26 protein-coding genes and 1 pseudogene are annotated in these 24213 nt (G+C 55.0%); 12 read left to right on the forward strand and 15 right to left on the reverse strand.

Annotation, left to right across the window (positions count from 1 at the left end; all coding sequences use genetic code 11):
* Positions 1–13: 13 nt before the first annotated feature.
* Together AC01ZF_RS01580 and AC01ZF_RS01585 are read right to left on the reverse strand one after the other, a co-directional pair.
* Positions 14–803 (reverse strand): annotated as a pseudogene (locus AC01ZF_RS01580) (IS5 family transposase).
* Between the two features lie 162 nt (positions 804–965).
* A complete protein-coding gene (locus AC01ZF_RS01585) occupies positions 966–1148 on the reverse strand; it encodes a Flp family type IVb pilin (RefSeq protein WP_424674550.1) in 183 nt (60 codons plus the stop codon).
* 183 nt (positions 1149–1331) lie between these two features.
* Here AC01ZF_RS01585 and AC01ZF_RS01590 point away from each other — a divergent pair, with 183 nt between their 5' ends.
* From AC01ZF_RS01590 to AC01ZF_RS01625, 8 genes are all read left to right on the forward strand, one after another.
* On the forward strand, positions 1332–2465 hold the full coding sequence (locus tag AC01ZF_RS01590; protein ID WP_424674551.1) for a DegT/DnrJ/EryC1/StrS family aminotransferase: 1134 nt from the start codon (positions 1332–1334) through the stop codon (positions 2463–2465).
* The gene (locus AC01ZF_RS01595; protein ID WP_424674552.1) at positions 2462–3475 is read left to right on the forward strand and encodes an NAD-dependent epimerase/dehydratase family protein; all 1014 of its coding nucleotides are present in this window, start codon (positions 2462–2464) and stop codon (positions 3473–3475) included. The genes AC01ZF_RS01590 and AC01ZF_RS01595 overlap by 4 nt, the downstream gene beginning before the upstream one ends.
* A gap of 82 nt (positions 3476–3557) precedes the next feature.
* Complete coding sequence (locus AC01ZF_RS01600; RefSeq protein WP_424674553.1) at positions 3558–4508, forward strand: UDP-glucuronic acid decarboxylase family protein; 951 nt, start codon at positions 3558–3560, stop codon at positions 4506–4508.
* Positions 4509–4537: 29 nt separating this feature from the next.
* Positions 4538–5311: a glucose-1-phosphate cytidylyltransferase gene (gene rfbF, locus AC01ZF_RS01605; protein ID WP_424674554.1), complete on the forward strand. Its 774-nt coding sequence runs from the start codon at positions 4538–4540 to the stop codon at positions 5309–5311.
* A 58-nt stretch (positions 5312–5369) separates the two neighbouring features.
* Positions 5370–6398, forward strand: coding sequence for an NAD-dependent epimerase/dehydratase family protein (locus AC01ZF_RS01610; RefSeq protein ID WP_424674555.1), 1029 nt, complete (start codon positions 5370–5372; stop codon positions 6396–6398).
* Positions 6399–6401: 3 nt separating this feature from the next.
* Positions 6402–6932 (forward strand): dTDP-4-dehydrorhamnose 3,5-epimerase, encoded by a 531-nt coding sequence (rfbC, locus tag AC01ZF_RS01615; protein WP_424674556.1) that lies wholly within the window; start codon positions 6402–6404, stop codon positions 6930–6932.
* A gap of 114 nt (positions 6933–7046) precedes the next feature.
* Positions 7047–8408, forward strand: a complete 1362-nt coding sequence (locus AC01ZF_RS01620; protein WP_424674557.1) for an NAD(P)H-dependent oxidoreductase — start codon at positions 7047–7049, stop codon at positions 8406–8408.
* Positions 8409–8838: 430 nt separating this feature from the next.
* A complete protein-coding gene (locus AC01ZF_RS01625) occupies positions 8839–9624 on the forward strand; it encodes a DUF4397 domain-containing protein (RefSeq protein ID WP_287905978.1) in 786 nt (261 codons plus the stop codon).
* Positions 9625–9702: 78 nt separating this feature from the next.
* Here AC01ZF_RS01625 and AC01ZF_RS01630 read toward each other — a convergent pair whose 3' ends face one another.
* The 7 genes from AC01ZF_RS01630 to AC01ZF_RS01660 all read right to left on the reverse strand — a co-directional run bounded on the left by AC01ZF_RS01630 (position 9703) and on the right by AC01ZF_RS01660 (position 15620).
* Positions 9703–10140 carry a hypothetical protein gene (locus AC01ZF_RS01630; protein ID WP_424674558.1) on the reverse strand — a complete coding sequence of 146 codons (438 nt, stop codon included), beginning with the start codon at positions 10138–10140 and terminating at the stop codon, positions 9703–9705.
* 104 nt (positions 10141–10244) lie between these two features.
* On the reverse strand, positions 10245–10535 hold the full coding sequence (gatC, locus tag AC01ZF_RS01635; RefSeq protein WP_424674559.1) for an Asp-tRNA(Asn)/Glu-tRNA(Gln) amidotransferase subunit GatC: 291 nt from the start codon (positions 10533–10535) through the stop codon (positions 10245–10247).
* A gap of 22 nt (positions 10536–10557) precedes the next feature.
* Positions 10558–11196, reverse strand: a complete 639-nt coding sequence (locus tag AC01ZF_RS01640; RefSeq protein ID WP_424674560.1) for a CDP-alcohol phosphatidyltransferase family protein — start codon at positions 11194–11196, stop codon at positions 10558–10560.
* Positions 11197–11253: 57 nt separating this feature from the next.
* Positions 11254–12162: a PfkB family carbohydrate kinase gene (locus tag AC01ZF_RS01645; RefSeq protein WP_424674561.1), complete on the reverse strand. Its 909-nt coding sequence runs from the start codon at positions 12160–12162 to the stop codon at positions 11254–11256.
* Between the two features lie 3 nt (positions 12163–12165).
* Positions 12166–13269: a ParB/RepB/Spo0J family partition protein gene (locus tag AC01ZF_RS01650; protein WP_424674562.1), complete on the reverse strand. Its 1104-nt coding sequence runs from the start codon at positions 13267–13269 to the stop codon at positions 12166–12168.
* Positions 13266–14063 carry a ParA family protein gene (locus AC01ZF_RS01655; RefSeq protein ID WP_424674563.1) on the reverse strand — a complete coding sequence of 266 codons (798 nt, stop codon included), beginning with the start codon at positions 14061–14063 and terminating at the stop codon, positions 13266–13268. The genes AC01ZF_RS01650 and AC01ZF_RS01655 overlap by 4 nt, the downstream gene beginning before the upstream one ends.
* A 156-nt stretch (positions 14064–14219) precedes the next feature.
* Complete coding sequence (locus AC01ZF_RS01660) at positions 14220–15620, reverse strand: peptidoglycan DD-metalloendopeptidase family protein (RefSeq protein ID WP_424674564.1); 1401 nt, start codon at positions 15618–15620, stop codon at positions 14220–14222.
* A gap of 165 nt (positions 15621–15785) precedes the next feature.
* Between AC01ZF_RS01660 and AC01ZF_RS01665 the strand changes: the two genes are divergently transcribed.
* Both AC01ZF_RS01665 and AC01ZF_RS01670 read left to right on the forward strand, forming a co-directional pair.
* Positions 15786–16361 carry a bifunctional nuclease family protein gene (locus AC01ZF_RS01665; protein ID WP_424674565.1) on the forward strand — a complete coding sequence of 192 codons (576 nt, stop codon included), beginning with the start codon at positions 15786–15788 and terminating at the stop codon, positions 16359–16361.
* A 352-nt stretch (positions 16362–16713) separates the two neighbouring features.
* Positions 16714–17328, forward strand: coding sequence for a phosphoribosyltransferase family protein (locus AC01ZF_RS01670; RefSeq protein WP_424674566.1), 615 nt, complete (start codon positions 16714–16716; stop codon positions 17326–17328).
* Positions 17329–17365: 37 nt separating this feature from the next.
* Here the strand turns inward: AC01ZF_RS01670 and ruvA are convergent, their stop codons facing one another.
* Positions 17366–17953 carry a Holliday junction branch migration protein RuvA gene (ruvA, locus tag AC01ZF_RS01675; RefSeq protein ID WP_476575062.1) on the reverse strand — a complete coding sequence of 196 codons (588 nt, stop codon included), beginning with the start codon at positions 17951–17953 and terminating at the stop codon, positions 17366–17368.
* A 41-nt stretch (positions 17954–17994) separates the two neighbouring features.
* Here ruvA and AC01ZF_RS01680 point away from each other — a divergent pair, with 41 nt between their 5' ends.
* Positions 17995–18441 carry a methyltransferase family protein gene (locus tag AC01ZF_RS01680; RefSeq protein ID WP_424674568.1) on the forward strand — a complete coding sequence of 149 codons (447 nt, stop codon included), beginning with the start codon at positions 17995–17997 and terminating at the stop codon, positions 18439–18441.
* Positions 18442–18457: 16 nt separating this feature from the next.
* Here AC01ZF_RS01680 and AC01ZF_RS01685 read toward each other — a convergent pair whose 3' ends face one another.
* The 4 genes from AC01ZF_RS01685 to AC01ZF_RS01700 form a co-directional block, all read right to left on the reverse strand.
* Complete coding sequence (locus tag AC01ZF_RS01685) at positions 18458–19729, reverse strand: MgtC/SapB family protein (protein ID WP_424674569.1); 1272 nt, start codon at positions 19727–19729, stop codon at positions 18458–18460.
* 145 nt (positions 19730–19874) lie between these two features.
* A complete protein-coding gene (locus AC01ZF_RS01690; RefSeq protein ID WP_424674570.1) occupies positions 19875–20294 on the reverse strand; it encodes a CPBP family intramembrane glutamic endopeptidase in 420 nt (139 codons plus the stop codon).
* On the reverse strand, positions 20295–20498 hold the full coding sequence (locus AC01ZF_RS01695; RefSeq protein WP_428113414.1) for a hypothetical protein: 204 nt from the start codon (positions 20496–20498) through the stop codon (positions 20295–20297).
* Between the two features lie 268 nt (positions 20499–20766).
* Positions 20767–21552: a DUF429 domain-containing protein gene (locus tag AC01ZF_RS01700; RefSeq protein WP_424674572.1), complete on the reverse strand. Its 786-nt coding sequence runs from the start codon at positions 21550–21552 to the stop codon at positions 20767–20769.
* 81 nt (positions 21553–21633) lie between these two features.
* Between AC01ZF_RS01700 and AC01ZF_RS01705 the strand changes: the two genes are divergently transcribed.
* On the forward strand, positions 21634–22080 hold the full coding sequence (locus AC01ZF_RS01705; RefSeq protein ID WP_424674573.1) for a chemotaxis protein CheW: 447 nt from the start codon (positions 21634–21636) through the stop codon (positions 22078–22080).
* A gap of 276 nt (positions 22081–22356) precedes the next feature.
* On the opposite strand, the gene AC01ZF_RS01710 is transcribed toward AC01ZF_RS01705, so the two are convergent.
* Positions 22357–23871, reverse strand: coding sequence for a phytoene desaturase family protein (locus AC01ZF_RS01710; RefSeq protein ID WP_424674574.1), 1515 nt, complete (start codon positions 23869–23871; stop codon positions 22357–22359).
* Positions 23872–24213 lie beyond the last annotated feature (342 nt).

Here is a 24213-nt window from a genome sequence, read left to right on the forward strand (position 1 = left end):
CGTCTAGAGTCTGTTATGTCCTTTCGAGCATAAAGGTAATGAACCGCTTCAGCATGCGCATCGCAAAGGCCAGAACATGCAATCCCGCCAAGACCTCTGGCAACCGCTCATCATCTCGCTCCAGCCGACGAAAGCGCGCCATCCAGGCGAAGCCGCGCTCAACGACCCAGCGGTGCGGCAGCAGGCGTGTGGCTTCCGACCGCTTAGCGATCGCCGGCCGGATGCCGTGGGCGTCGACCGCCGGTTGTTCCCCCGTATCGCCCTGGTCGACGAACGCCACTTCAACCGACTCGCCCGTGACGGCTTGGACCTGTTTCGCCAACGTGGCGACCTGCGCGCGTTCCTGTTCGTTGGCAGGCGTGAAGACCACGGTCAGCAACTGGCCCAGCAGATCAACCGCCACGTAGACCTTGCTGCCCTGGCGTCATTTCTACCCGTCAGCGCCGGCGCGTGCCGCTTTCCGGGGGTCGCTTGTATCGTGCGCGCGTCAACGATCGCCGCGCGCGGCGCAGGCGCACGCCCTTCGACGTCACGCAACAGCGCGCGCCGATCATGGACGAGCATCTCAAAGTCCCTGGCCTTCAGTCAGCGCTGGGGTTGCCGAGAGACGGTGTACCACTGCGGCAGATCGTTGGCATCATGCGCCAGGGTACTCCTGTGCGGACGATCCAGCGCAAGCCGTTAAAGACCGCGCGCAGCGAGTGGCCGTGCTACGGAGCGTCTTCGGTCATTAAGGTCAGGTAGAGAGGGCCGAAGACCCACTCCTCATCGCTCACATCGCCTGGATAGAGTGTACGTGTCATGCTGACATCCTACCATGTTTAGCTGAAGTGTATAACAGGCGCTAGAGGACTGCGATCCCTTTGGACACTGACAAAAATAAACATAAAGGTGGGTTACAAATCTTCAACAGATTTGAACCCACCAGGATCACCTATACGCTCATACCTTATCTGTCGCCGGACTTACTGGAAAATTGCGGCGACAGTGTTATACATATCAGACAGCGAATCACCAATTGTGATCATGGCCAACACACAAACTAGTGCGATTAATGTAATAATCAAACCATATTCGGCCAACCCTTGGCCACGTTCGCGCCGTTGTCCGATTGCCAACACTATCGCCAAAAAATGATGGAGACTCATCGGGATCACCTCCTTTCTACCTCAAATAGATAGCTCTACTGTACCGTGCTGTCTAAACAGATGCAAGCCGCATCAAGTACTATTGCCCTATAGTACCGAGACCGATGTAAAATGATCTAGTCTATCATCGTCGCAGCATGTCGTTTCGTAGCTCGGCTACCATACCCAACCAGGAGTACATGCATGAGTACATCGTGGCGCGTTCCGTTTGGCGATCTGCAACGCAGTCATCAGGCGTTGCAGGCAGACCTCATCGCTGCCGCCAAACGTGTGATTGAAAGTGGATGGTACATTTTAGGTACTGAAGTGACTGCATTTGAGCAAGAGTTTGCTGCGGCTTGTGGCGTAGCACACTGTATCAGTGTTGCCAGTGGCGCCGATGCACTCTATTTGGCACTGGTTGCAGCCGGCATCGGGCCGGGTGATGAAGTTATCACCGTCGCCAACGCTTGTATGTACGATGTTGCCGCTATCGTGCAGTCCGGTGCGCAACCGGTATTGGTCGATGTTGATCCAACGACGCAGAATATGGATCCGGCAGCATTGGCTGCCGCTATCACACCACGCACCAGAGCAGTGATCCCAGTACATTTGTTTGGTCGTTTGGCCGATATGCCGGCAATTATGGAAATTGCTGAGCGGCACGGTCTGATCGTGATCGAAGATGCAGCACAAGCCCATAGCGCGTGGCGACTTGATGACACCGGTCGGCCACGACCGGCTGGGCAGTGGGGCCATCTGGCCGCGTTTAGTTTTTATCCGAGCAAGAATTTGGGTGCGTTAGGTGATGGTGGTGCAGTAACGACCAATCACCGCGAGTGGGCCGACCGATTGCGACAGTTACGAATGTATGGTTGGGAGCGCAAGTACTATACTATTGAACCGGGTGGACGCAACTCACGCCTCGATGAGTTACAAGCGGCGCTGCTACGGGTAAAGCTACCCCATCTCGCTGCGGCAAACGCTGCCCGGCGAGAACGGGCCGGCTGGTATACGACAGCACTGGCCGATCTACCGGTTGAAGTGCCCAGCGATGAACCGGGGCATGTGTACCACCTGTTTGTGATAATCCTACCCGACCATACAACCCGCGACCGGTTGCGCAACCATCTGTTGGCTCATGGTATTGGCTGTGATATTCACTATCCGGTTCCGACTCACCTGCAACCGGCTTATGCCGATTTGGGCTATCGTCCGGGTAGCCTGCCGATAACGGAAGATTTAGCCGGACGCATCCTTTCACTGCCGATGTACCCGGAATTGAGCTACGATGAAGTGATGTTAGTTGCTGAAACTATCAGAGCGGGTATCATATGATCGATCTGCAAACCCTGTCCGGCGCACGAGTCTTGATTACCGGTGGGCTTGGCTTTATCGGCTCCAATCTGGCGCACAGGCTGGTTGAACTCGGTGCACAGATCACCCTCGTCGACTCGTTGATCCCTGAATACGGTGGTAATCTCTACAACATTGCCGGCATCGAGGATCGAGTGCGCGTCAATATTGCCGACGTGCGCGATGAGTATTCCATGAACTATCTGGTACAAGGGCACGACATCCTGTTTAACCTCGCCGGACAGACCAGCCATCTCGACTCGATGCGTAACCCCTACATCGACCTCGATATTAACTGTCGTGCCCAATTATCAATCCTCGAAGCCTGTCGTAAGCACAATCCGCGAATCACGGTAGTTTACGCTTCAACCCGCCAAATTTATGGCAAGCCCGATTATCTGCCGGTCGATGAACGCCATCTGTTGCATCCGGTTGATGTCAACGGTATCAACAAAATGGCCGGTGAATGGTACCACATTCTCTACAACAATGTGTACGGCATTCGGGCATGTGCCTTACGCCTAACGAACACCTACGGCCCACGCATGCGGGTGAAGGACGCGCGCCAAACCTTCCTCGGCGTCTGGATCAGGAATGTGATCGAGGGCAAACCGATCCAAGTGTGGGGTGACGGCAAACAACTGCGTGACTTCACTTACATCGACGATTGTGTGGATGCACTGTTGTTGGCAGCTCTGCATCCGGCTGCAACCGGACAAATTTTTAATCTGGGCGGTTTAGAGGTGATTAATCTGCGCGATCTGGCAGCCTTAACGGTAGAAGTGGCCGGTGGAGGCAGTTTCGAGATTATTCCCTACCCACCCGACCGCAAGTCAATCGATATTGGTGATTACTACGCCGATGATCGTCGTATTCGACAGATGTTGGGCTGGCAACCACGTATCGATCTCCGTACCGGCTTAGCCCGCACAATTGCCTTCTATCGCGAACATCACCAACATTATTGGGATTCGGTCATGGAAGGAGTTTAATTCCATTATCGGTCAATGTTCATTAAACCTTCACCAATACTCAGTAGCATGCAAACCGATAGTACAGAGGAGAACGACAGCTATGCGCATACTCATCACCGGGGGAGCAGGTTTTCTCGGTTCACACTTGTGTGACCGCTTTCTGGCAGAAGGGCATACAGTGATTGCGATGGACAATCTCATTACCGGTAGCACCGATAATATTGCCCATCTGGCCGGACACCCCCGCTTTCTCTTTATCCACCACGATGTGACCAACTATATCTATATTGAAGGTTCCATCGATGCAGTACTCCACTTTGCCTCACCGGCGTCACCGATTGATTATCTCGAACTGCCGATCCAAACCCTTAAAGTCGGTGCGCTCGGCACGCATAAAGCGCTCGGCTTAGCCCGAGCCAAAGGAGCACGCTTCCTTCTCGCGTCCACGTCAGAGGTCTACGGTGATCCGCAAGTCCACCCCCAACCGGAAAGCTACTACGGGCATGTCAACCCGGTTGGACCTCGCGGTGTCTACGATGAAGCGAAGCGCTTCGCCGAAGCGATGACGATGGCCTACCATACCTATCACGGTGTCGAAACACGAATCGTTCGCATCTTCAACACCTATGGCCCACGTATGCGTCTCCGCGATGGCCGCGTTGTTCCCAACTTTATCTCACAGGCACTGCGCGGTGAGCCGTTGACGATCTATGGCGACGGTACTCAGACCCGTTCGTTTCAGTATGTGTCAGATTTGGTTGAAGGTGTCTACCGACTGCTGTTCAGCGATGAAGTCGAACCGGTCAATATTGGTAATCCGGGCGAATTTACCATTGCCGAATTCGCACAGATCGTCAACGAGATTACCGGCAATAAAGCCGGCGTGATCTATCGCGATCTACGCACCAAAGACGATCCACAGGTGCGCCAACCTGACATCAGCAAGGCGCGCCGGATTTTGCAATGGGAACCGAAGGTATCGCTGCGCGAAGGTCTCGAGCTGACGATCCCGTGGTTCCGCCAAGAATTGCAGCGACGCGGCGAACTGTAATCATTCCACACGAAGGCAGGTTGCAGTGTATGAAAGCGGTCATTCTAGCTGGCGGTTACGGTACCCGCATCAGTGAAGAAAGCGCCATTCGGCCTAAACCGATGGTCGAGATCGGTGGAAAGCCGATACTCTGGCACATTATGAAGATCTACTCAGCCCACGGTATCAACGAATTCATCATCTGTTGCGGCTATAAAGGTCATATAATCAAGGAATATTTCGCCAACTACTACTTGCATCACGCCGATGTAACCTTTGATATGCAGGCCAATCGGATGACCGTCCATCACACCCAGATCGAACCGTGGCAGGTAACCCTGGTCGATACGGGTGAGCAGACGATGACCGGTGGGCGGATCAAACGGATCCGCCCCTACGTTGGTGACGAAACATTCTGCCTCACTTACGGTGACGGTGTGAGCGATGTTGATATTCGGGCCTTGATCGCCTATCACCGCGAGCAGGGCGCGACGGTAACACTCACGGCGGTGCAGCCACCGGGTCGATTTGGGGCCTTTACCCTGGCCGAAGACCAAACCCGCATCGAGAGCTTCAAAGAGAAGCCTAGTGGTGATGGTGCCTATATTAACGGTGGGTTCTTTGTGGTCGAGCCGGCTGCCTTTGATCTGATCGCCGGCGACGACACGGTCTGGGAGCGTGAGCCACTCGAGCAGTTGGCTCAGCGCGGTGAGTTGGCAGCCTACCGTCACCACGGCTTTTGGCACCCGATGGATACGTTGCGTGACAAGAATTATCTCGAAGGTTTGTGGCAAAGTGGTCACGCACCGTGGAAGATCTGGTAAGGCCAGCGTTACCATTCCATAGTATCGGATCGCCTATTCCATGCGCTAGGAGTTTCCCATGAGAATCCTGCTCACCGGCAGCGGCGGCTATATCGGCATTGTCACCGCCCCATATCTGATGGAACGTGGTCACGAGGTGGTTGGTGTAGATACCGGCTACTACGAAAGTGGGTGGCTCTATCACAGTGGCCTGCCTCAACCACAATTGATCGTCAAAGACATCCGTCGGCTGACTACAGCCGACCTCGTTGGGTTTGATGCCGTTGTGCATATGGCCGAACTCTCGAACGATCCACTCGGTCAACTTAATCGGGAACTGACCTTTCAGATCAACCATCAGGGTAGCGTCAACTTGGCGAAGGCTGCCAAAGCTGCCGGTATCACCCGCTTCGTCTATATGTCATCGTGCTCGGTCTACGGCATTGGCGAAGAGGGTGAAATCAAGACAGAAGAGTCACCGGTTAATCCTCAGACCGCCTACGCCGAGTGTAAAGTGTTGGTCGAGCATGATCTGGCGCAGATGGCCGACGATAACTTTTCACCGGTCTTCTTGCGTAATGCCACCGCATTTGGTCCTTCACCACGACAACGGTTTGATGTTGTGCTCAACAACCTGTCGGGCCTTGCGTGGACGACCGGTAAGATTGCAATGACCAGCGATGGAATGCCGTGGCGACCTTTAGTGCATATCCTCGATATTGCCCACGCAGTGGCTTGTGCGTTGGAAGCACCACGAGAAGCGATCCACAACCAGATTTTCAATGTTGGCGATAGCCGGTACAATTATCGGGTACGCGAAATTGCCGAGATCGTTGCCGAGGTGTTTCCCGGCTGCGAACTTACGTTTGGGCGTAACGATGCAGATAACCGGAGCTACCGAGTGGATTTTACGAAGATTGCCACCCGCTTACCCGGATTCGCCTGCCGGTACGATGCCAGCGCCGGTGCTCGGCAATTACGCGCGGTGTTTGAGCGGATCGGTATGACGCGCGAGATCTTCGAGGCCCCACCATACACGCGGCTGAAGATGTTGCGTCATCTGATCGCGACCAACCAGCTTGATGCTGAACTGTTTTGGAGGAGCTAGGGTATGCGCTTCATTCCAACCGAGCTAAAAGACGCACACATTATTGAACTTGAGCCGCGGGAAGACAATCGTGGGTTCTTTGCACGAGTGTGGTCGAAGGATGAGTTTGCCGAACACGGATTGGTGGATCGGGTCGTGCAGATGAATCTCTCGTACAACCGGCTCGCCGGGACGTTGCGGGGTATGCACTTTCAGCACGCACCGTATGCTGAAACAAAGTTGGTACGCTGTATTCGCGGTGCGATCTACGATGTGATTATCGACTTGCGCCCCGATTCTCCCACCTACAAGCGCTGGATCGGCGTGACCCTCACGGCGGCCAACCGGCTGGCACTCTATGTCCCTGAAGGATTCGCCCACGGCTTCCAGACGCTCGAAGACGACACTGAGGTTTTCTATCAGGTCTCGCAATACTACACACCGAGCGCTGAAGGCGGTGTGCGTTTTGACGATCCGGCCTTTAGTATTAAATGGCCGTTACCGGTTACCGAAATGAGTGAGAAGGATAAGCGCTGGCCATTGTTTAACGGATAGTGTGTTCGACAGCTTGCCGTGTGCGCGAAGGCTATCCCACTACGCACACGGCAAATCCTCCAACCGTTCTGCCCATTCCCTTATTGCTATTCCATCACTACTCGAAGGTGCTCTATGATCCTTGTTGACACTGCTCTCGCCCGTGCTGAAACCGAAGGACGCCCAATCCGGGTGGGCATGATCGGTGCCGGTTTTATGGCGCGCGGTATTGCGCTCCAGATTATTCGCTACACTCGTGGGATGCGTTTGGTGGCGATTGCAAACCGTACTATTGAGCGCGCTATCCAAGCCTATACTGAAGCTGACGTGCCTGCCGAGGCGATTCGGCGAGCTACCACGGCAACTGACCTCACTGAGACGCTGGCAGCCGGCGCACCGGCTGTCACCGATGACGCACTCCTGCTCTGCACTGCTGATGGTATCGATGTCATTCTCGAAGTCACCGGTGCGGTGGAGTTTGGGGCGCGCGTGGCACTAGCCGCCATGCAACACGGTAAACACGTCGTGACCATGAATGCCGAACTCGATGGCACCCTCGGCGCGATTCTGCAAGTCTATGCCCGTCGTTACGGCGTTATCTTCACGCTGTCCGATGGCGATCAGCCCGGGGTCACGATGAATCTCTACCGGTTTGTTCGTGGATTGGGGGTCAAACCGGTGCTGTGCGGTAACATCAAGGGCTTGCACGATCCGTACCGGAATCCAACCACCCAAGCCAACTTTGCCAGGCAGTGGGGACAAAATCCGTACATGGTGACGAGCTTTGCCGATGGCACGAAGATTTCGTTTGAGCAGGCGGTTGTGGCTAATGCAACCGGTATGCGGGTAGCACGACGCGGTATGTTCGGCCCGACCGTTCCCTCAGGAACACCACTCGCCGATGTTGTACACAACCTGTACCCGCTAGAGGCACTGATCGAAGGGCCGGGGATTGTCGATTATGTCGTTGGGGCGACACCGGGACCGGGTGTGTTTGTGCTGGGTACCCACGATCATCCACGTATGCAGCACTATCTCAACTTGTACAAGTTGGGGAAGGGTCCTCTTTACCTCTTCTATACGCCGTACCATCTTTGCCACTTTGAAGTGCCCAATTCAATCGCGCGTGTGGCACTGTTCGGCGATCAGGTGTTAGCCGCTGCCGGCCGACCAATGGTTGAGGTTATTGCAGCAGCCAAGACCGACCTACATGCCGGTCAGATTCTTGATGGGTTGGGCGGCTACATGACGTATGGTTTAGCCGAGAATGCTGATGTAGTTTATGCAGAACGTTTGTTGCCGATCGGATTAGCCGAAGGGTGTACCTTGCGACGTGATATTCCCAAAGATGGTGTCATCACCTACGACGATGTGGAGTTCCCGACCGATCGGCTGAGTGATCGTTTGCGTGCCGAGCAAGATGCGTTGTTTTGGGGGACACCGGCTGCTGCTGACGCATCCGAAGGACAATACCAGCGCATAGCACACACAGAGTGATTGACTGCAATGACCGGAGAGGGTTTTGCTCGGCTCCCGTTCCTGTTTGACGAGCGATGGAGCGCTACCAACATCGCAACGGACAAACTACCGGTGAACCTGAGTCGAGCATAACAAACTATCTATACACCCATACCCCATACCACTGCACCGCACCGGCCATCTCGACCGCACCTCAATAACATATAAGGAAAACAACAACCTGTTCCGACCAACCGATGTCGGCTACGCACTGCGCCGGTCACAGACACGAGACGGTCGGAGCATGCTCCCCTCTGCCACCTTCTTGCCAACATTGGCCGAATCTCACACATCCGATTTAGCCACTGCTGCGTAGTAAGGAGTGAAGCCGGAAATTGTGCAAAAACCGTTCAAGAAGGGCGCATTCCCGGTATGGTAAAGCCTTATTGTTAGATAGGGAGGAACGTTCATGATCCGAAAGCTGTCGATCGCCTTGACCACGGCCCTGTTGTTTGCATTGCTGGCAGTACCGGCCTTTGCCCAGAGTGGCACAGCCAAAGTACGAGTTATTCACGCTTCACCCGATGCACCGGCGGTAGATGTATTCGTTAATGGCAATGCAGTGCTGACCAATGTTGGTTTCTTTGCCGCCAGCCCTTACCTTGATCTACCTGCCGGTACCTATCGCGTACAGGTGGCTCCAACGGGTGCAGGAGCCGGCTCGGCGGTAATTGATGCGAATGTCACCATCGAGGCTGGTCGTGCGTATACAATCGCTGCTGTTGGCCCGGTCGCGAGCATTAAGCCGCAAGTAATCGTCGACAACCTGAGCGCACCGGCTGCCGGTCAAGCGAAAGTGCGTGTCTACCACTTCTCGCCTGATGCACCGGCGGTTGACGTGAAGTTGGCCAACGGTACAACACTCATCAGTAATCTGGCATTTCCAGACGCGAGCGATTATCTTGAAGTGCCGGCCGGGACCTACGATCTGCAAGTCACACCAGCCGGTGGTGATGCAGTGGTAATCAATTTGGCGGGTACGCGGGTTGAGGCAGGACAGATTTACAGCGTCTTCGCAACGAACTTTGTTGCCAACATTACGCCACAGCTTGCAGTAACTGCACCGGTGACGACGGCAGCTCCGGCAACGTTACCGCGAACCGGCGGTGAGACACTCCCATTGGCAGCAGCAGCTCTGATGGCGCTGGCGCTGATGGCAGTGGGTGGTCTGGTGATGCGTCGCAGTATGCGATAGGCGATTAGCCAATCGTAAGAAATGAAAAAGGGGATCGGTTTCTCACCGATCCCCTTGCTATTGATGACGACTATGCTGTTACCGTACCAATGTACGCCGCACTCGATCGATCGCTTGCTGAGCCATAGTGAGATACACGGTATAGACGCCCGAACGGTTCAAAACCAGTGGGGTAGCGACACCGACAGCCAGCAACGCCGGCAGCCAAAAGAGGACGAAGAACTGAGCCAACCACGCGCAGATCAGACCGGCGCCAAGCAGGACATTCAGCAGAGCGGTGCTCTCACGCTGGGTATAGCCGGTCCCGAGCAGTTCGCGCAGATTCGCGATCAAGAGAAGGACGCCGGCAAACGCACTAAAGTGCATGGTGAGACCGATGTTGAAGAAGCGCAGCAACAGGTAGATTAACAAGCCAAAGACGATCACCCCGAAGATAACGAGGTAGATCGGCTTAACCGGATACCCCCCGATCAAGACATACGATTGGCGTGAACCATTACCATTATTCCCGTACATCGTCGTATCCTTTCACTGCATTACGTTATATCGCTGCCGGTACGACGTTGCTACCACGCCAAAAGTTGCATGGCCCATACACGAGGAGTGACAGATGACAACGTCTATTCTTCAAACACTGCCCGTACACGGAACATACCATCCTGCTGATCGGGAGCATTGGCCAGTGCCTGTTCTTGAGTGAGCATTTCACCGACCACATCAGGTCGCCAGACGGTCGTCAGACCGGTAACTTGGGCCGTTGGCGGAACATTACTAACATCAATCTCTTGCAACATGGCAATGTAGTCAAGAATTGCCGAAAGTTGGGCTCGCATCACATTCACTTCTTCATCGGAAAGGGCAATACGGGCAAGGCGGGCAACGTGGCGGACTTCGGCTTCTGAGAGCGACATAACAACCTCGTATCCTAATTACTTACACAACCCCTGATTCCTTGTGCAGTTTATGATCGTGTGCCGAACCAACCAACATTTGGCGCGTATACAACAACCGCTGCACAGCCGTCACGTGGGAGGCAACACCTACTGCAATCACGGCCCATTCAAGGATCGGTAAATCAGGCAAGAGGGGCATCAACACCAAACCGATCAAGAGCAGGCCCAGCTTTTCTTGCCGACCGGCGAAGCCAACATTGCACGAAGTCAATTTACCGGTTGCTTCTGCGCGGGCACGAACGTAGCTTGCCATCACCATACCAAAGATCGCAAACAACGTCCACACCGGAGAAACCAAACCGGAGATCATCAAGCCCCCCATCACAAACGCCTCAGCGTAGCGATCGGTAACGTGGTCAAGGACTGTACCATAGTCACTTGCTTTACCACTAGCCCGTGCTGTAGCACCATCAAGTACATCAGCTAACCCCATCAGCAAGATGGTGACCACTCCCCAGAGGAAGGCGCGTTGTGCGAGCAAATAACCGGCTAACATGCTAAACACAAGGCTCAGATAGGTAAGCATATTGGGATGGATCCCAAGACGGGTACAGAAATGCCCAAGCGGCAACGAAACCTGCTCGTAGACTTGGCGAAAGCGGGCAAGCAACGGTATCATTGATGTTTATCCTTTAGCTAGGGCACTGCTGAAACGCACACATCAGACCGTGCCACATTATCGATCCTGTTGCACAAGAAAGGCGGTACGTCGCTCTACCTCAGCCAGGGTAATCGGTGCATCCGGGCCGGTATATTCAATCCAGATCGAGGCTGTCGCGGCACCGGTGCATCCAGCCCGAAAAAGATCGCTCGGATTGGCGAGATAGGCATGCAAGAAACCGGCCATATACGTATCTCCAGCCCCGGTCGGATCGCGCGCATCGGTGGGGAAGGCTGGAATTGCAATTGAACGATCACCATCATCGATCTGAGAGCCGGCTTCGGCAATTGTCACAATCGCAATGGCACACCCAGTCTCTCGCAGCCGCCGCGCCGCTAACACCGGGTCACTACGCGGGTCAATACCGGTGATAACTTTCGCTTCAACTTCGTTTGCCTTGATCACATGACACAGCGGTGCGATCGCTGCAAACTCGACCGGTAGAAAGTGTTCGATCCGTCCATCGGCGCCAATCCGGCGCAACAGCCCCTGCGGATCGAGGAAGATCGGTGCTTGGGTACGAGTACGGATGGTGTAAATGAATTCCAATGACGTTTCTTGCAGAATTGGCCCCACAACAACGGCTGCGGCGGTTGTGACAACATCCGGCACCATTGTTATTGGTTCGGCCACACCCAAGACGTCGAGCGTGCGATCACCACGACTATCATACACCAACTTAAAGCCACCGGTTTGGGAAGCCCTCTCAACGAACGGTGTGATACCGTAACGCATAAGGTCAGATTGGAATCGGTCGGCGTAATCAGGACCTACCCGTCCAACCAGCGCAGTCGTGCGCCCCAACCGGCCCAGTGCCAGACAGGCATTCGTCGAGCACCCGGAGAGGACTCGTCCCTCGGTACGCACTACCGGCGTGATAATTTCATCATAGACCGGATTACCAAAAGCAATAACTTCTACCATGGCTTAGCCATTCCCCAATAAACGATCGTACAACCCTTGTAACTGCTCTTCATCGTACAGCGTAATAGTTACTCTGATAGTGCGTCCACTGCGAACAATATGAACTGGAGTTTGCAATAGTTCTTCAAACATCTGCTGAGCCATCTGATCTTCAGGCGAGCGCCGTACTGTGCGGGTTTGTTCAGCGTTCAAGCGTGGTGTTGCCTCCGAGGTGGGCTTCCCCCCCAGTGGCTGATGCAGCGCAGCCAGTGCAGTACGCTGATCGGTACCGGCAGCCAGAGCCATGCAGAATTGTTCAGTCTCAAGTACATTGAGGCGATGATGGATCACCGCCTCACATGCTTCCGTTTGGACCTGTGGATCGGATATGCGGAGTAGTGCCAGCGCCTGTGTCGGTTCGATCTGACCGGTGCAGAGGGCCTGACGAGTACGTGCCGTCAGGCCAGGTTGACTCGCCAGCTCGGTGAGGTGTTCCACATCACGCACAGTTAAGCCACGCTCGCCGATCAAGGTCAGGGCTGCGGCTTGGTCGGCAGGATCGTCAAGACGCAACAGGGCACGCCCGTGACCAGCACTGATCGCACCGTCGAGGAGCGCTTGGCGCACGACTGGTGCGAGGCGGAGGAGACGACGGCTATTGACAATAGCTACCCGGCTCTTACCAACCCGACGTGCAATTTCTTCATCGCTCATCCCGAACTCACGTCGCAGAGTTTCGTAAGCTTGCGCTTCTTCGATGGGGTTAAGATCGGCGCGCTGGATATTTTCGACGAGAGCGAATTCAAGGAATTGCTGAGGAGTTGCGTTCTTAACAATCGCCGGTACTGTTGTCAGGCCAGCCATCCGTGCGGCACGCAAGCGCCGTTCACCGGCGATCAGTTCATAGCCACCTTCCGGATCTTCGCTCACGATCAGCGGTTGAAGGATACCGTGCTCTTGGATCGAAGCTACTAATTCGGCCAATGTTGCTTCGTCGAAGGAGGTACGCGGCTGGGCCCGATTCGCCCGAATTGCCGCTACCGGCAACGAGCGCACAACCGTTTGGTCGGTGGTGGTTGCCGGAATGAGTGCATCTAATCCACTCCCTAGCCCACGTTTTCGGCTCATACCGTTCGCTCCTCCCGTCCTATTACTTCTTCGGTCAGCAGGGCGTAAGCTTGAGCACCACGCCCGTGGGGGTCATACTCATAGGCAATGCGACCGTGGCTTGGCGCTTCGCTCAGCCGTACACTGCGTGGGATGAGGGTACGGCAGATGAGACGGGGGAAGTAGCGTTGCACTTCATCAACGACTTGTTGCGCCAGATTGGTACGGCCATCGTACATCGTCATCACGACACCAAGAATCCGGAGCGTTGGGTTCAGACTCTCCCGCACTCGTTCGAGGGTCGTTTTGAGTTGAGCCAACCCTTCGAGGGCGAGGTATTCACACTGAAGCGGGATCAGCACCGCATTTGCTGCACAGAGAGCATTAAGTGTCAGCAATCCAAGTGAGGGTGGACAATCGATAATAATCCAATCGTAACGCGGCAATAGTGGGATCAAGCCATCGTGCAGGCGCCATTCACGCCGTTCAACGCCGACCAGCTCCACAGCCGCCCCGGCAAGTTCTTGATCGGCGGGGATCAGATCGAGCCGCTCTCGTCCGGTGGCGAGGGGGAGCGTTTCCGGCGATGCACTACCGAGCAATAAATCGTAGGTGGTGACGTTCAGTGAAGCCTTCGCGATACCGAGGCTGGTGGTGGCATTTCCTTGTGGATCAATATCGACCAACAGAACACGCCGGCCACGCCGAGCCAATTCGCCGGCTACATTGACGGCGGTTGTCGTCTTCCCGACACCGCCTTTCTGGTTAGCAATCGCTACGATACGTGGTTGCGGGCCTGTAGGTTGCTGTTTCACGTGAAACACCTGCACTACGCAGTCACTCCGCTCGCTATTGTACCATACGGTGACAGGGCCGCGTGAAACGCTACGGTATCAAACAACCGTAGGTAGAATGACCGATGAACGAGACGCAGCACGGGTGACACGACACAAGCGCAAAAGCTTTGGGCATCACGGTAGGTAACGGAGTGGATTCACTGCACGTCCGTTGACGAGGATAGTAAAGTGGAGATGCACGCCGGTCGAGTATCCACCGCCGGCACGATCGTAGGTACTTCCCATATAACCGATTAGTTGGCCAGTACTGACTTCCTGACCAACCTGCACAATCGGGCGGGTAACTAAATGACCGTAAATCGTCTCAATCCCGCCGGGATGGCGAATCTTCACACAGTAGCCGTAACCACTACACCAGCCGGCTTCGTACACCCAACCACGACTCGCAGCAACAATCGGAGTCCAAGCCACATTCGCAATGTCGATACCATTATGAAAGCCGCCCCAACGTGGGCCAAACCCTGAAGTTAACACCCCCTGCGCCGGCCAAACCCAACGCGGCGGTGGGGGAGGGAAGTTGCGCACTTCCGGCAGTGCGGCAACCTGTTCCGGATCCAACTCGAGCAGATCGCTGCGAATCCAACCGGTCATTTCCCCAAGAGCAACCAACACCCAATCGCCATACCGCCCACGCAACGCAACTTGCCGACCAGCGGTTAATTGGGCAAGACGTTGGTGATCGGTGCTTGGACCAGAACGAACATTTGTTTCATTGGTAAGGACAATCCCAACCGGCTCGGCCTTACGCTGAGCAAAGGCCGCTTCCTGTTCGGATGACCATGCCAAGCGCCCGCCAGGAATAAAAATCTCTTGGCCAACGATTAACTGTTCGTTACGCAATCGATTCGGTGCAAAGGTTGCAATCGCTTCCGGTGCCACCCCGTACCGCTCGGCCAAAGCGGCTAACGTCTCTCCAGCCCCCACGGTGTGGGCTACACCGGCCAAACGGGCAATCCGCAACGGTTGCCCCACCCGCAAGGCATCGCCACGATCAAGGCCGTTTGTCCATACTAATGTGCTCAGCGGAATCTGATAGCGAGCCGCCACCTCAGCCAGGGTCTCCCCCTCCGTGAGCAGGTGCGTTGTTCGATATGCCGTCACTACCGGTACCGGCGCACGTAACGCCGGTGCAATCGGCTCAGGTTCACGAGCTACCGATGCGGTCACCCGTACTGCCCTCGCCACACCTACCGCTTGCTCGGCCGACGTTGCCACCACTGTCGCCACACTCGGTGTATGCACCTGTTGCCGACCCGCAATCAGTTGCTGCCAAGGGAAACTATAATCAACCGCGAGCATGACGATAACGGCGAGGAGGAGAAATCCATGACCAACCTGACGTGACAGGCGGAGACGCCACTGCACCACCGGAAGGGGAGCAACGGCAGGTGGTCGTAGTACCGATACAATCGTCTGATTACGCAACCGACGCACGGTATAACGCGCCGTAGCAAGCCGTCGCCGACTGCGCATCCATCGCTCAAACCATGGAGGATGATGAAAAATAACCTGCATGATCGATCCTGCTCAGCTCTGCCGAGAGAATACACCGAATAGAATAGTTTGTCAATCTTGACGGCATCTTTCATCGCATGATAAGATATTAGCACTTGATACTCTCGCTGCCCGATCCGGCCTTCCCCAATGACCGGTGATGGGCGTTTCACGAAAGGCCGGCCGATGATACGAGTCGTTGTCGATAGTATCCGTGTCAGCCTATTGACGCAGAGCCGGGTCGTCGTTCTCCGCGAAACTGAAGGCAATCGTTACTTGCCCATCTGGATCGGCCAGTTTGAAGCCGACGCCATTGCGTCAGCTATTCAAGGTCACGAACCACAACGTCCGATGACCCACGATCTGCTCAAGGCTGCTATTAGCGAGTTAGACGGTTTGGTTCGCCAGATCTATATCAACGATATCCGTGACAATACATTCTTTGCGCGGATTATCATTGATCAGGCAGGGCGTACCCTCGAATTGGATGCTCGTCCAAGTGACGCTATCGCCCTTGCTGAGCGGGTCCAAGCACCCATCTTCGTGGCTGACCATGTGCTTGAACAAGCTGGTGTCCTCTTTGATGAAGAGGAACAGTCTGATGCGACCCTCCCCACTCCTCCAAGCCGCAGCGAAGAACCGAAACCTGAGGCCGAAACCGAATCGGAACCCGAGCTTAACGAGGATTCGCTGTCGATCTTCCGCAATTTTATCAACACGCTTGACCTGGACGACCGCGATCGCTCCAGTGAGAAGTCGTAAGTACCTCAGATACATCGTGTAACGGGGCGGTTAACCGCCCCGTTTCTTTATATCCTGCTCTTGTGGATAACTTACGATATTATGTGGAAAACTCGCCACCTATGTGGATAACGTGCGGAATAGTTCGTGTACAGCGCGTGGAAGATGTGCGAACAGGTACGCGCACCCGAAACACGATCATCGCTATGTGGAAAACTATACCCATGTCGTCCACATCCTGCGCAGCGCATTAGAAAGCATGATTTGAAGCTTTATCCACATCTTCCACCTGACTACGATCATGACGGTTCATTTCTTTCTGTTAATATTGTTTATCTGATAAAGAACAATCTATTAGACCTGTGGAATATCTATGAACCTCTTGCCTACTACATTCTGTGAACCATTCCCACCACTCGTTCAGCGTATCAATGCCGAAGCTGTCGTGATCAATGATCGCATCCTCAAAATCGATCATCTGCTCAATCATCGTATTGATACCGATTTGATGCAGGCTATCGGTGCTGAACTCGCAAACCGCCTTGCACCATTTCAGCCAGATCTTATCCTGACGGCAGAGGCGAGCGGTATTCCACCGGCGTTGTCAACAGCGTTTGCCTGTCGCATACCGCTGGTATATGCCAAAAAATACCATCCCGATGTGCCGATGCCGGCTCTTACACGCCTAATCTCTTCGCCTACGAAAGGAGGAGAGGTGCTATTGGCAATCACCGCTCGCTTTATTCCTGCTAAAGCACGGGTGGCAATTGTCGACGATTTCTTGGCCAATGGACGGACAGCCCTCGCGTTGGCCGAGATGGCGCAAGAGGCTGGTGCCAGCGTTGTGGCAGCGGCGTTCGTGGTGGAGAAGGTGTTTCAACAGGGTCGTGAACCGTTGCTTGCGTTAGGGATACCGGTGATCGCCTTGGCCCAAATCGAACGATTTGCCGATGGCCGGCCGGTCATCAGCGGTTGGTCATCATCGTAGAGAGAGTGCCGCAAAGACCCTACGATGACCTTGACGGTTATGCGCTGCCGAAATAGCGTAACGCCAACCGTAATCGTTCCTCTAACGTCGGTGGTGCGTCACTGGGTAACGATGCGATCGCTGCGGCTGCCTCGGCGGCGCTGTAGCCCAAACTGACTAAAATCTCGCTGAGTTCGCGATCAAGAGTGCTGACACTCGTACTGCCACTCGCCGTGAGCTGGCGGAAATCGATCTTGCCGCGCAACTCAAGCACAATCCGCTCGGCCGTCTTCTTGCCGATCCCCGGTACCCGCGCCAATCGGGCTACGTCTCCACCGGCGATCATGCTCCGCACTTCATCCGGTGTCCCGCTTGATAGCAAACTCAGCGCCAATTTTGGCCCAACTCCACTAACTCCGATCAGTTGTTCAAAGAGATTACGCTGAGCGTTGTCACTGAAACCGTAGAGGGTGAGCGCATCTTCTCGCACAATTAAGACGGTGTGAAGAAAGATGTCGCTACCAACCGTACCGACAGCACTGAGTGTTGAGCGTGGTGCATAGATCAGAAAGCCAATACCGCCGGTTTCAACAATCAGATAGTCATTGCCAATGCTCTGGATCATGCCGCGAATTGATGCAATCATGAGATATAGACCTTACGCTGATGTACGTTGGGAGATGACCAATGATGATCCGTTCGCCATGTCGTTCCTTTGGCTTGGTGTTTGGCCAGTTTGCCTGTTTGGGTGCCATCGCCTTCAGCGGGCCACTCCTGCCGTCCTCTCCGCTCTTGCTGGGATTGCTGGCCGCCGGGCTTGGCCTTGGCTTGTGGGCTCTCCTCACGATGCGTCTGCATCGGCTCTCGGTATTGCCCGATCCGTTGCCACAGGTCGAGCTGGTCAGTACTGGACCGTACCGTCTGATCCGCCATCCGATGTATGCTAGCCTGCTTATTGTAGCATTGGCGTGGGTGCTGACCATGCCGACATTGTGGCGCTGGGCCTTGTGGCTAGCCTTACTGGTGGTATTGGTAACTAAGCTAAGCTATGAAGAACGCATGCTCGTGGCAACTATTCCCGGCTATCGTGTGTATCAGCAGCGATCGTGGCGGTTAGTGCCGTTTGTCTGGTAGCCAGCGCAATGAGATATTACCACGGCCAGAAGAGTGTGCCTAGTATTGATCCGGTGATCAGCAGTAACCCTGGTGTGATTGAACGGCGCAACCGGCTACTCCCGCCGGCCAGCGCGATTCCCCCTTTTACCAGTGTGTTGGTCAAAACGGCGACCCCAATAGCGCTGGCCGCTAACCGATTGGATAGCCCACCAGAGGTGATTGCTAGCTCGCTGAGCGATAACGTGATTGCATCCACGTCGACAAGTCCGCCGAAGATACTGGTAATGAAGAGTCCGGCCTCACCAAACTGGGTACGGGCGAAATTGGCGCCGACGAGGATAGTAGTGTAAAGGAGACTGAACCCGATTGCTGAACGCAATTCGAGCGGGTTGCCAAAATTCAACGGTATTACCTCATGCCGGCGTGACTGGCGCGCCAGCCATCCTCCCCAGATGAGGCAGCCGCTGCCTCCCGCCAGTAACACCGGCCATAATCTCTGTAAGACCTCCGGCGCAATCGCGCTGGTGAGTAGCCCGACACGCACAAACATCACCGCCCACGACAGCAACATGGCCAGCGTGTATTCCTGACTCAATTCCGGTGTGATCCGGCTGCGTTGGGTATTACTGAGGGTGACCGCAGTTGAAGAAACGATACCGCCAATCAGACCGGTGAGCGCAATGCCGCGAGTAGTGCCGATAATTTTATGCAGTATGTAGCCACTGAAACTCAGCGTCGAGATTAGGACAACGAGCAGCCATATCTTCTGCGGATTAATCACGTCCAATGGTGCTGGCCCAATCGGCGTATTTGGCAACACCGGCAAAACAATGAGACTGATACCGGCCAGCGTGAGCGAAGCTTGCATATCTTGCGGGCTGAGTTGGCGCGCTAAGCCGTGTAGACGGGCTTTCAGGGCTAGCAGAATAGCAATTGCCACCCCGATTGCCGTTGCCACCGTTCCGTAGCCCCACGCGACCATGCCTCCACACAGGAACGTGATGAGCACAGCCATTTCGCTGGTGAGACCGGGGCCATCGTGTCCGTGACTGAGAACGTATGCGGCAATCAGTAATCCACCTATTACCAGGGCCATCGCCGCGAAGATTTCCGGCGCTTGCAGTGTGATTGCGGCCAAACCGGCTGCACAGCCGATCACACCGATGATCGCGTATGTGCGTACACCGGCGAAAAGATCACTGCTAGCACCGTGAGCATACTCGCGTTGTAGGCCAATGAGCGCGCCGATGAGCAGGGCAAGGCCGAATTGGTAAAAGAGTTCAGGACTAGCGATGTTATTGAGCATAGTGGTACAGTGATTCGATTAGTGTGTGGCGAAACGGACTGTTTGGACCGTCATGATTCTAACAACGGTAGTGAGAACCACTATCATATACCCTATCGTGATGAGGTCAATCTGCATTGATGGCATCACCGGACAGATCGACAATTCATCGTGGTGTGCAACAACAGGCACGCCGGGATGCTGCCGTTGGTGTGTTGGTAGACCCAATGTGAAGATGAAGGACGTAAGGGTGATAACAATGGTTAGTGCGCCAAAAGAGAAGATCATTCGTCATAAACCGGCCCGGAATGAAGACGGCCGGTGCATGCCATAACCACCACGCCACGCCAACGATCAGGCTCGCGATGGCAGAACCATAGTGTGCTTGTAAGCGCGGTAAGGCATAGCCGCGCCAACCAAATTCTTCTTGTAGCGGCCCACCGGTGAACAAGATGACGAAGAACGCGATCAGGGCGAAGGGTGGATCGCTGATAACCGAAAGGTCGATGGCACCTCTGCTCATAATCGTCGCGACGATGATCGATCCGCCAAAGATCATCATTGGCCCAATCAGAATGATGATCAACTAGCGCCAACCGAAACGAAAGTCAAGTCCCCGGCGTAATAACGCCGGCGCACCACGCCATCCCTCGTGTTGCCACGTGAGTACCAGCGCCGCCAGCGATGGACCAAAAGCGGCTGGGTTGAGCGGCCCGCTGAAAACATCGATAAACGGTGATGGGAATGTGATGCCGCGATCGATGAGTACGGCAGGAAGCCAAAAATCCATGAGAACCCATAAGTGACGGCAAAGAACATCCATACCTGTCGCAGCGGATGGTGAGAAGTTGCCATCACACATTTCCTTCCTCGGTTTCGGCTTCGTTGCCGTCAGCCCCGACTCGTTGTGGGCTGTTGTGCTCTAGCATATCGCTCGGAAAGTAGTGCCGCAAGCGCACCGGCGTGGAGAGTTATGCACCTACATCGGTTTCTGCACCGGTAGCTGTTAATCCAAACATTGTGTTGGAAGTAACGGTAGAGCAACCAAGGTGCTAGTACTAGTTGGACGCACTCCAATCCGGTGTAAAGATGGCTCCTCCCTCCAACGTACCATAGCTTCGGCAGCGTGTTGCCCCCCAGCGATGACCGTAGAGGGCAATATATGCACAGAGCAAAGCGTCAGCTTCGTCTTCGACGGCCTTCAACGAACGTGGGCTGAGTTGATCGAGGTCAATTCCATGCCATAGTTCATCACTCCCAAACAATGGTGGATCGCCGCCGGATAATCCGCGCAACAAACTCAGGTAACGCCCTAATTCGCGCCGACGTTCGGCTAACGCACGGCCTGGCCGTGCTTTATAGCGCAAGATGTGCGGTAAGCGGAATAAGACCACAGTTGCCGGGTGTGGGAAGACTTCAACGATGAACCTCCCGCTCATACCGGCCTCAATGGCTGCTGTGTAGACAAATCCATCCGATGCCAGCGCTGCCAGCAGTGCTTCACCGCGCACCCCTCCGTAGCGTGCGAGTAGACGGCGGTTGGCCGGGTGTGGACCGGCATCATAACGCCGGAAGGCCGCAGCTAACTCGGCCTCGGCGGTGCGTCGCCCGGTTTCATTGGGCACGACCAACGGTGCATCAATTGCAAGAATGGCCGGTGCATCTCCGATCACTGTACGAATCGTCTGTACGATGGCATCGTTCGTCAGCAGGCGGCTTGGCGGTTGTACAAGCTGTGCCCCGGCCGGCGTACCAACACAAGCCGCGAATCCACTGGAGTTACGTGGCGACCACGCCAAATCTAGACCGAGATAGACGGTTGGCAAGGTGGTGTCAACGTTCATTACCGGTTGCTCGATTGTAACTCTACTGACCTGAACTTCGCGGTATAGTTAGTGTAAAACAAGGAGACAGGGAGGTCTCTTATGATCAAATCATCCCCCACCACGATGGTTGTTGTCTGCCAGATTGGCAGTCGTTTTGTCGCATTACCTATGCAGACGGTCGTGCATACCGCCCACCTTAACGAGATTGCCCCTCTAGGTGATGCACCTGCGGTTGTGTGTGGTATGGTCTCACTCTATGGAGCAACTGTACCGGTGATCGATGGTCGTTCGCTGCTTGGTGAACCGCCCGGCTATGACTTCGATAGCCATATTCTGCTTGCAGCATCGGATTTCGATCAACCTCCTGAGATCGGGTTACTGGTTGATGAAGTGATGAGTATCCATCGCGTTGGCACCGATGGTCTTGCTCCGCCCGATCATGTTGATGGTTTTTCGTGTGGTGTAATACGCGATCTGCCCCATCCCGCATTATTATTAGATGTTGATGAACTGTTTGCATTAGCCCACGGCAACCCCCGCGACTAGTAGCCCCGCACGGCAGTGCGGGGCCCGTCCGGCAGTGGGGGGCCCGTCCGGCAGTGCGGGGCCCGTCCGGCAGTGGGGGGCCCGTCCGGCAGTGCGGGGCCCGTCCGGCAGTGCGGGGCCCGTCCGGCAGTGCGGGGCCGTTCCCCGGCAGTGCGGGGCCCGTCCGGCAGTGCGGGGCCCGTCCGGCAGTGCGGGGCCCGTCCGGCAGTGCGGGGCCCGTCCGGCAGTGCGGGGCCCGTCCGGCAGTGCGGGGCTACGGTGGGGCGATGCCTATCCCTAACGTCCTATCGCTATCGGTTGGTCCAATGGCAGGTCTTCGCTGATAAAATGAACCGCGCTCTTGGCTGCCTCTAAAATGGTCATTAGACCGCTACCCGGATGCACCGCACCGCCGATCCAATAGAGATTGCGCGCGCCATCGTGCCGGATGTGGGGGCGGAATGGGCCAAGCTGGCTCCAACTGTGAATCAGGTTAAAGACCGCGCCTAGATAAGTGTGATGCTCGTCGCGCCACGTCTCGGCGGTGTAATGCCGCTCGACAACAATGTGGCGCTCGACATCATGAAACCCGAGTTTGGTCATCTGCTGAATCACCAGGTCCCGATAACGTTGCTTCACCGCCGGCCAATCAACCTGATAACGCAGATTAGGCACCGGTACCAACACAAACAGAGTACTGTGACCGGGAGGGGCGTTCGCCGGGTCGACAATCGTTGGGTTACATACGTAGAACGATGGATCTTCTTCGTCGAGAATTGCACTTTTGGCCCACAATGGGTCGTTACGACGAATCGTCGCTGAGAGATAGAGCTGATGGTGTGGCAACTCGTCCCAGCGTCGGTTGACACCCAGATAGAGCATAAACGTTGAACACGAAAACTCCATCTGGTTGAGTTTCTGATCGGTATACTTGCCACGCGCGTGCGGTGGGATAATGTGAGTCAGCGCATGACCAAAATCTGCGTTGACCACCACACCGTCAGCAGATATTCGCTCGCCATCAGCCAACTCAACCCCACAAGCCCGTCCGTTTTCGACAAGCACCTGTTTGACCGGTCGGTTGTAATGTATCGTTACACCTAAATCGGTCGCAGCTTTAGCCAATCCGGCTGCCAAAGCGCGAAAGCCGCCGATCGGATGCCAAATGCCCTCAGCAAACTCGAGGAAGGTCACCAGACTAAAGATGCTCGAACAGGCGGTAGGGTGCATACCCAAATACTTCGCTTGGTAAGCCAAGGCATAGACTACTCGTTCATCGTGAAAGAAGCGCTTGAAGTGATCGTACAGGCTTTCCCACGGGCGAAAAGCGAGCGCTGCGGCAATTTCACGTGGTTTCAAATAACCGAGCGGTGTTCGTACCGGCGTCGCAAGGTACGGTTCGTACCCGACCTTGTACTTGCGGATATGCTCAATATACCAGCGTTCAAACTGCGCCGGCAGCTCTGAACCAAATCGGGCAAGCTGCGCCTTGAAGGCCGCCGTATCCGAAGTCAGATCGAGGTATTCACCATCCCAAAATCTGATTCGTGTATTTGGTTCGAGGCGTACTAGTTCGACGTAGTCGCTAAAACGCAACCCCACGCTCGCAAATAATTCGTCGTATAGTCGCGGCAACTGTAAGATGGTCGGTCCTGTATCAAAGTGGTAATCACCCAGCGAGAAGCCGCGCATGCGCCCACCCGGACGGTCGGCAGCTTCAAAGATATCAACTTGATAGCCGCGCCCGGCTAAGCGGATAGCCGTCGCCAACCCACCTGGCCCGGCGCCTACAATGACGATACGTTGTGTCACTGTTACTCCTCTGTCGTCTTCATTGAACGTTGTTGCATAGCCTCCTTTTTGAGTATACACCGCTTTTGTCTTCCGGTCACGGTTGGGACATGAACGAATGAAGTTGTGCAGAATTGTGGATAACTGGTGGAATTGTGGATAACTTGGGTAAAAGATCGCACTTGGTCAGCCGTTAACATTCATCTAATAGTGGATTAATCTAGGGCTAATCTATGATTGCTATAGTACCTATTGTCAAGCGAAGCGATTTGCGGTGGTCGCCGCGTGACAAACATCTCCCAACCTACACACCGCCCTCATTCCCCTCTCTCCGGCCACCTACGATTCGGTGGCCGTTGTTGA

The sequence above is a fragment of the Chloroflexus sp. genome (genome assembly GCF_056331925.1).

Excerpts from the sequence above, each read along its gene's own strand:
- AC01ZF_RS01595 (WP_424674552.1), top strand. The coding sequence starts at position 2,462 with ATGATCGATCTGCAAACCCTGTCCGGCGCACGAGTCTTGATTACCGGT.
- AC01ZF_RS01705 (WP_424674573.1), top strand. The coding sequence starts at position 21,634 with ATGATCAAATCATCCCCCACCACGATGGTTGTTGTCTGCCAGATTGGC.
- AC01ZF_RS01630 (WP_424674558.1), bottom strand. The coding sequence starts at position 10,140 with ATGTACGGGAATAATGGTAATGGTTCACGCCAATCGTATGTCTTGATC.
- gatC (WP_424674559.1), bottom strand. The coding sequence starts at position 10,535 with ATGTCGCTCTCAGAAGCCGAAGTCCGCCACGTTGCCCGCCTTGCCCGT.
- AC01ZF_RS01695 (WP_428113414.1), bottom strand. The coding sequence starts at position 20,498 with ATGGATTTTTGGCTTCCTGCCGTACTCATCGATCGCGGCATCACATTC.
- AC01ZF_RS01600 (WP_424674553.1), top strand. The coding sequence starts at position 3,558 with ATGCGCATACTCATCACCGGGGGAGCAGGTTTTCTCGGTTCACACTTG.
- AC01ZF_RS01625 (WP_287905978.1), top strand. The coding sequence starts at position 8,839 with ATGATCCGAAAGCTGTCGATCGCCTTGACCACGGCCCTGTTGTTTGCA.
- AC01ZF_RS01660 (WP_424674564.1), bottom strand. The coding sequence starts at position 15,620 with ATGCAGGTTATTTTTCATCATCCTCCATGGTTTGAGCGATGGATGCGC.
- AC01ZF_RS01680 (WP_424674568.1), top strand. The coding sequence starts at position 17,995 with ATGATGATCCGTTCGCCATGTCGTTCCTTTGGCTTGGTGTTTGGCCAG.
- AC01ZF_RS01665 (WP_424674565.1), top strand. The coding sequence starts at position 15,786 with ATGATACGAGTCGTTGTCGATAGTATCCGTGTCAGCCTATTGACGCAG.
- AC01ZF_RS01645 (WP_424674561.1), bottom strand. The coding sequence starts at position 12,162 with ATGGTAGAAGTTATTGCTTTTGGTAATCCGGTCTATGATGAAATTATC.
- AC01ZF_RS01590 (WP_424674551.1), top strand. The coding sequence starts at position 1,332 with ATGAGTACATCGTGGCGCGTTCCGTTTGGCGATCTGCAACGCAGTCAT.
- AC01ZF_RS01610 (WP_424674555.1), top strand. The coding sequence starts at position 5,370 with ATGAGAATCCTGCTCACCGGCAGCGGCGGCTATATCGGCATTGTCACC.
- AC01ZF_RS01650 (WP_424674562.1), bottom strand. The coding sequence starts at position 13,269 with ATGAGCCGAAAACGTGGGCTAGGGAGTGGATTAGATGCACTCATTCCG.
- AC01ZF_RS01640 (WP_424674560.1), bottom strand. The coding sequence starts at position 11,196 with ATGATACCGTTGCTTGCCCGCTTTCGCCAAGTCTACGAGCAGGTTTCG.
- AC01ZF_RS01685 (WP_424674569.1), bottom strand. The coding sequence starts at position 19,729 with ATGCTCAATAACATCGCTAGTCCTGAACTCTTTTACCAATTCGGCCTT.
- ruvA (WP_476575062.1), bottom strand. The coding sequence starts at position 17,953 with ATGATTGCATCAATTCGCGGCATGATCCAGAGCATTGGCAATGACTAT.
- AC01ZF_RS01700 (WP_424674572.1), bottom strand. The coding sequence starts at position 21,552 with ATGAACGTTGACACCACCTTGCCAACCGTCTATCTCGGTCTAGATTTG.
- AC01ZF_RS01670 (WP_424674566.1), top strand. The coding sequence starts at position 16,714 with ATGAACCTCTTGCCTACTACATTCTGTGAACCATTCCCACCACTCGTT.
- AC01ZF_RS01620 (WP_424674557.1), top strand. The coding sequence starts at position 7,047 with ATGATCCTTGTTGACACTGCTCTCGCCCGTGCTGAAACCGAAGGACGC.
- AC01ZF_RS01585 (WP_424674550.1), bottom strand. The coding sequence starts at position 1,148 with ATGAGTCTCCATCATTTTTTGGCGATAGTGTTGGCAATCGGACAACGG.
- rfbC (WP_424674556.1), top strand. The coding sequence starts at position 6,402 with ATGCGCTTCATTCCAACCGAGCTAAAAGACGCACACATTATTGAACTT.
- rfbF (WP_424674554.1), top strand. The coding sequence starts at position 4,538 with ATGAAAGCGGTCATTCTAGCTGGCGGTTACGGTACCCGCATCAGTGAA.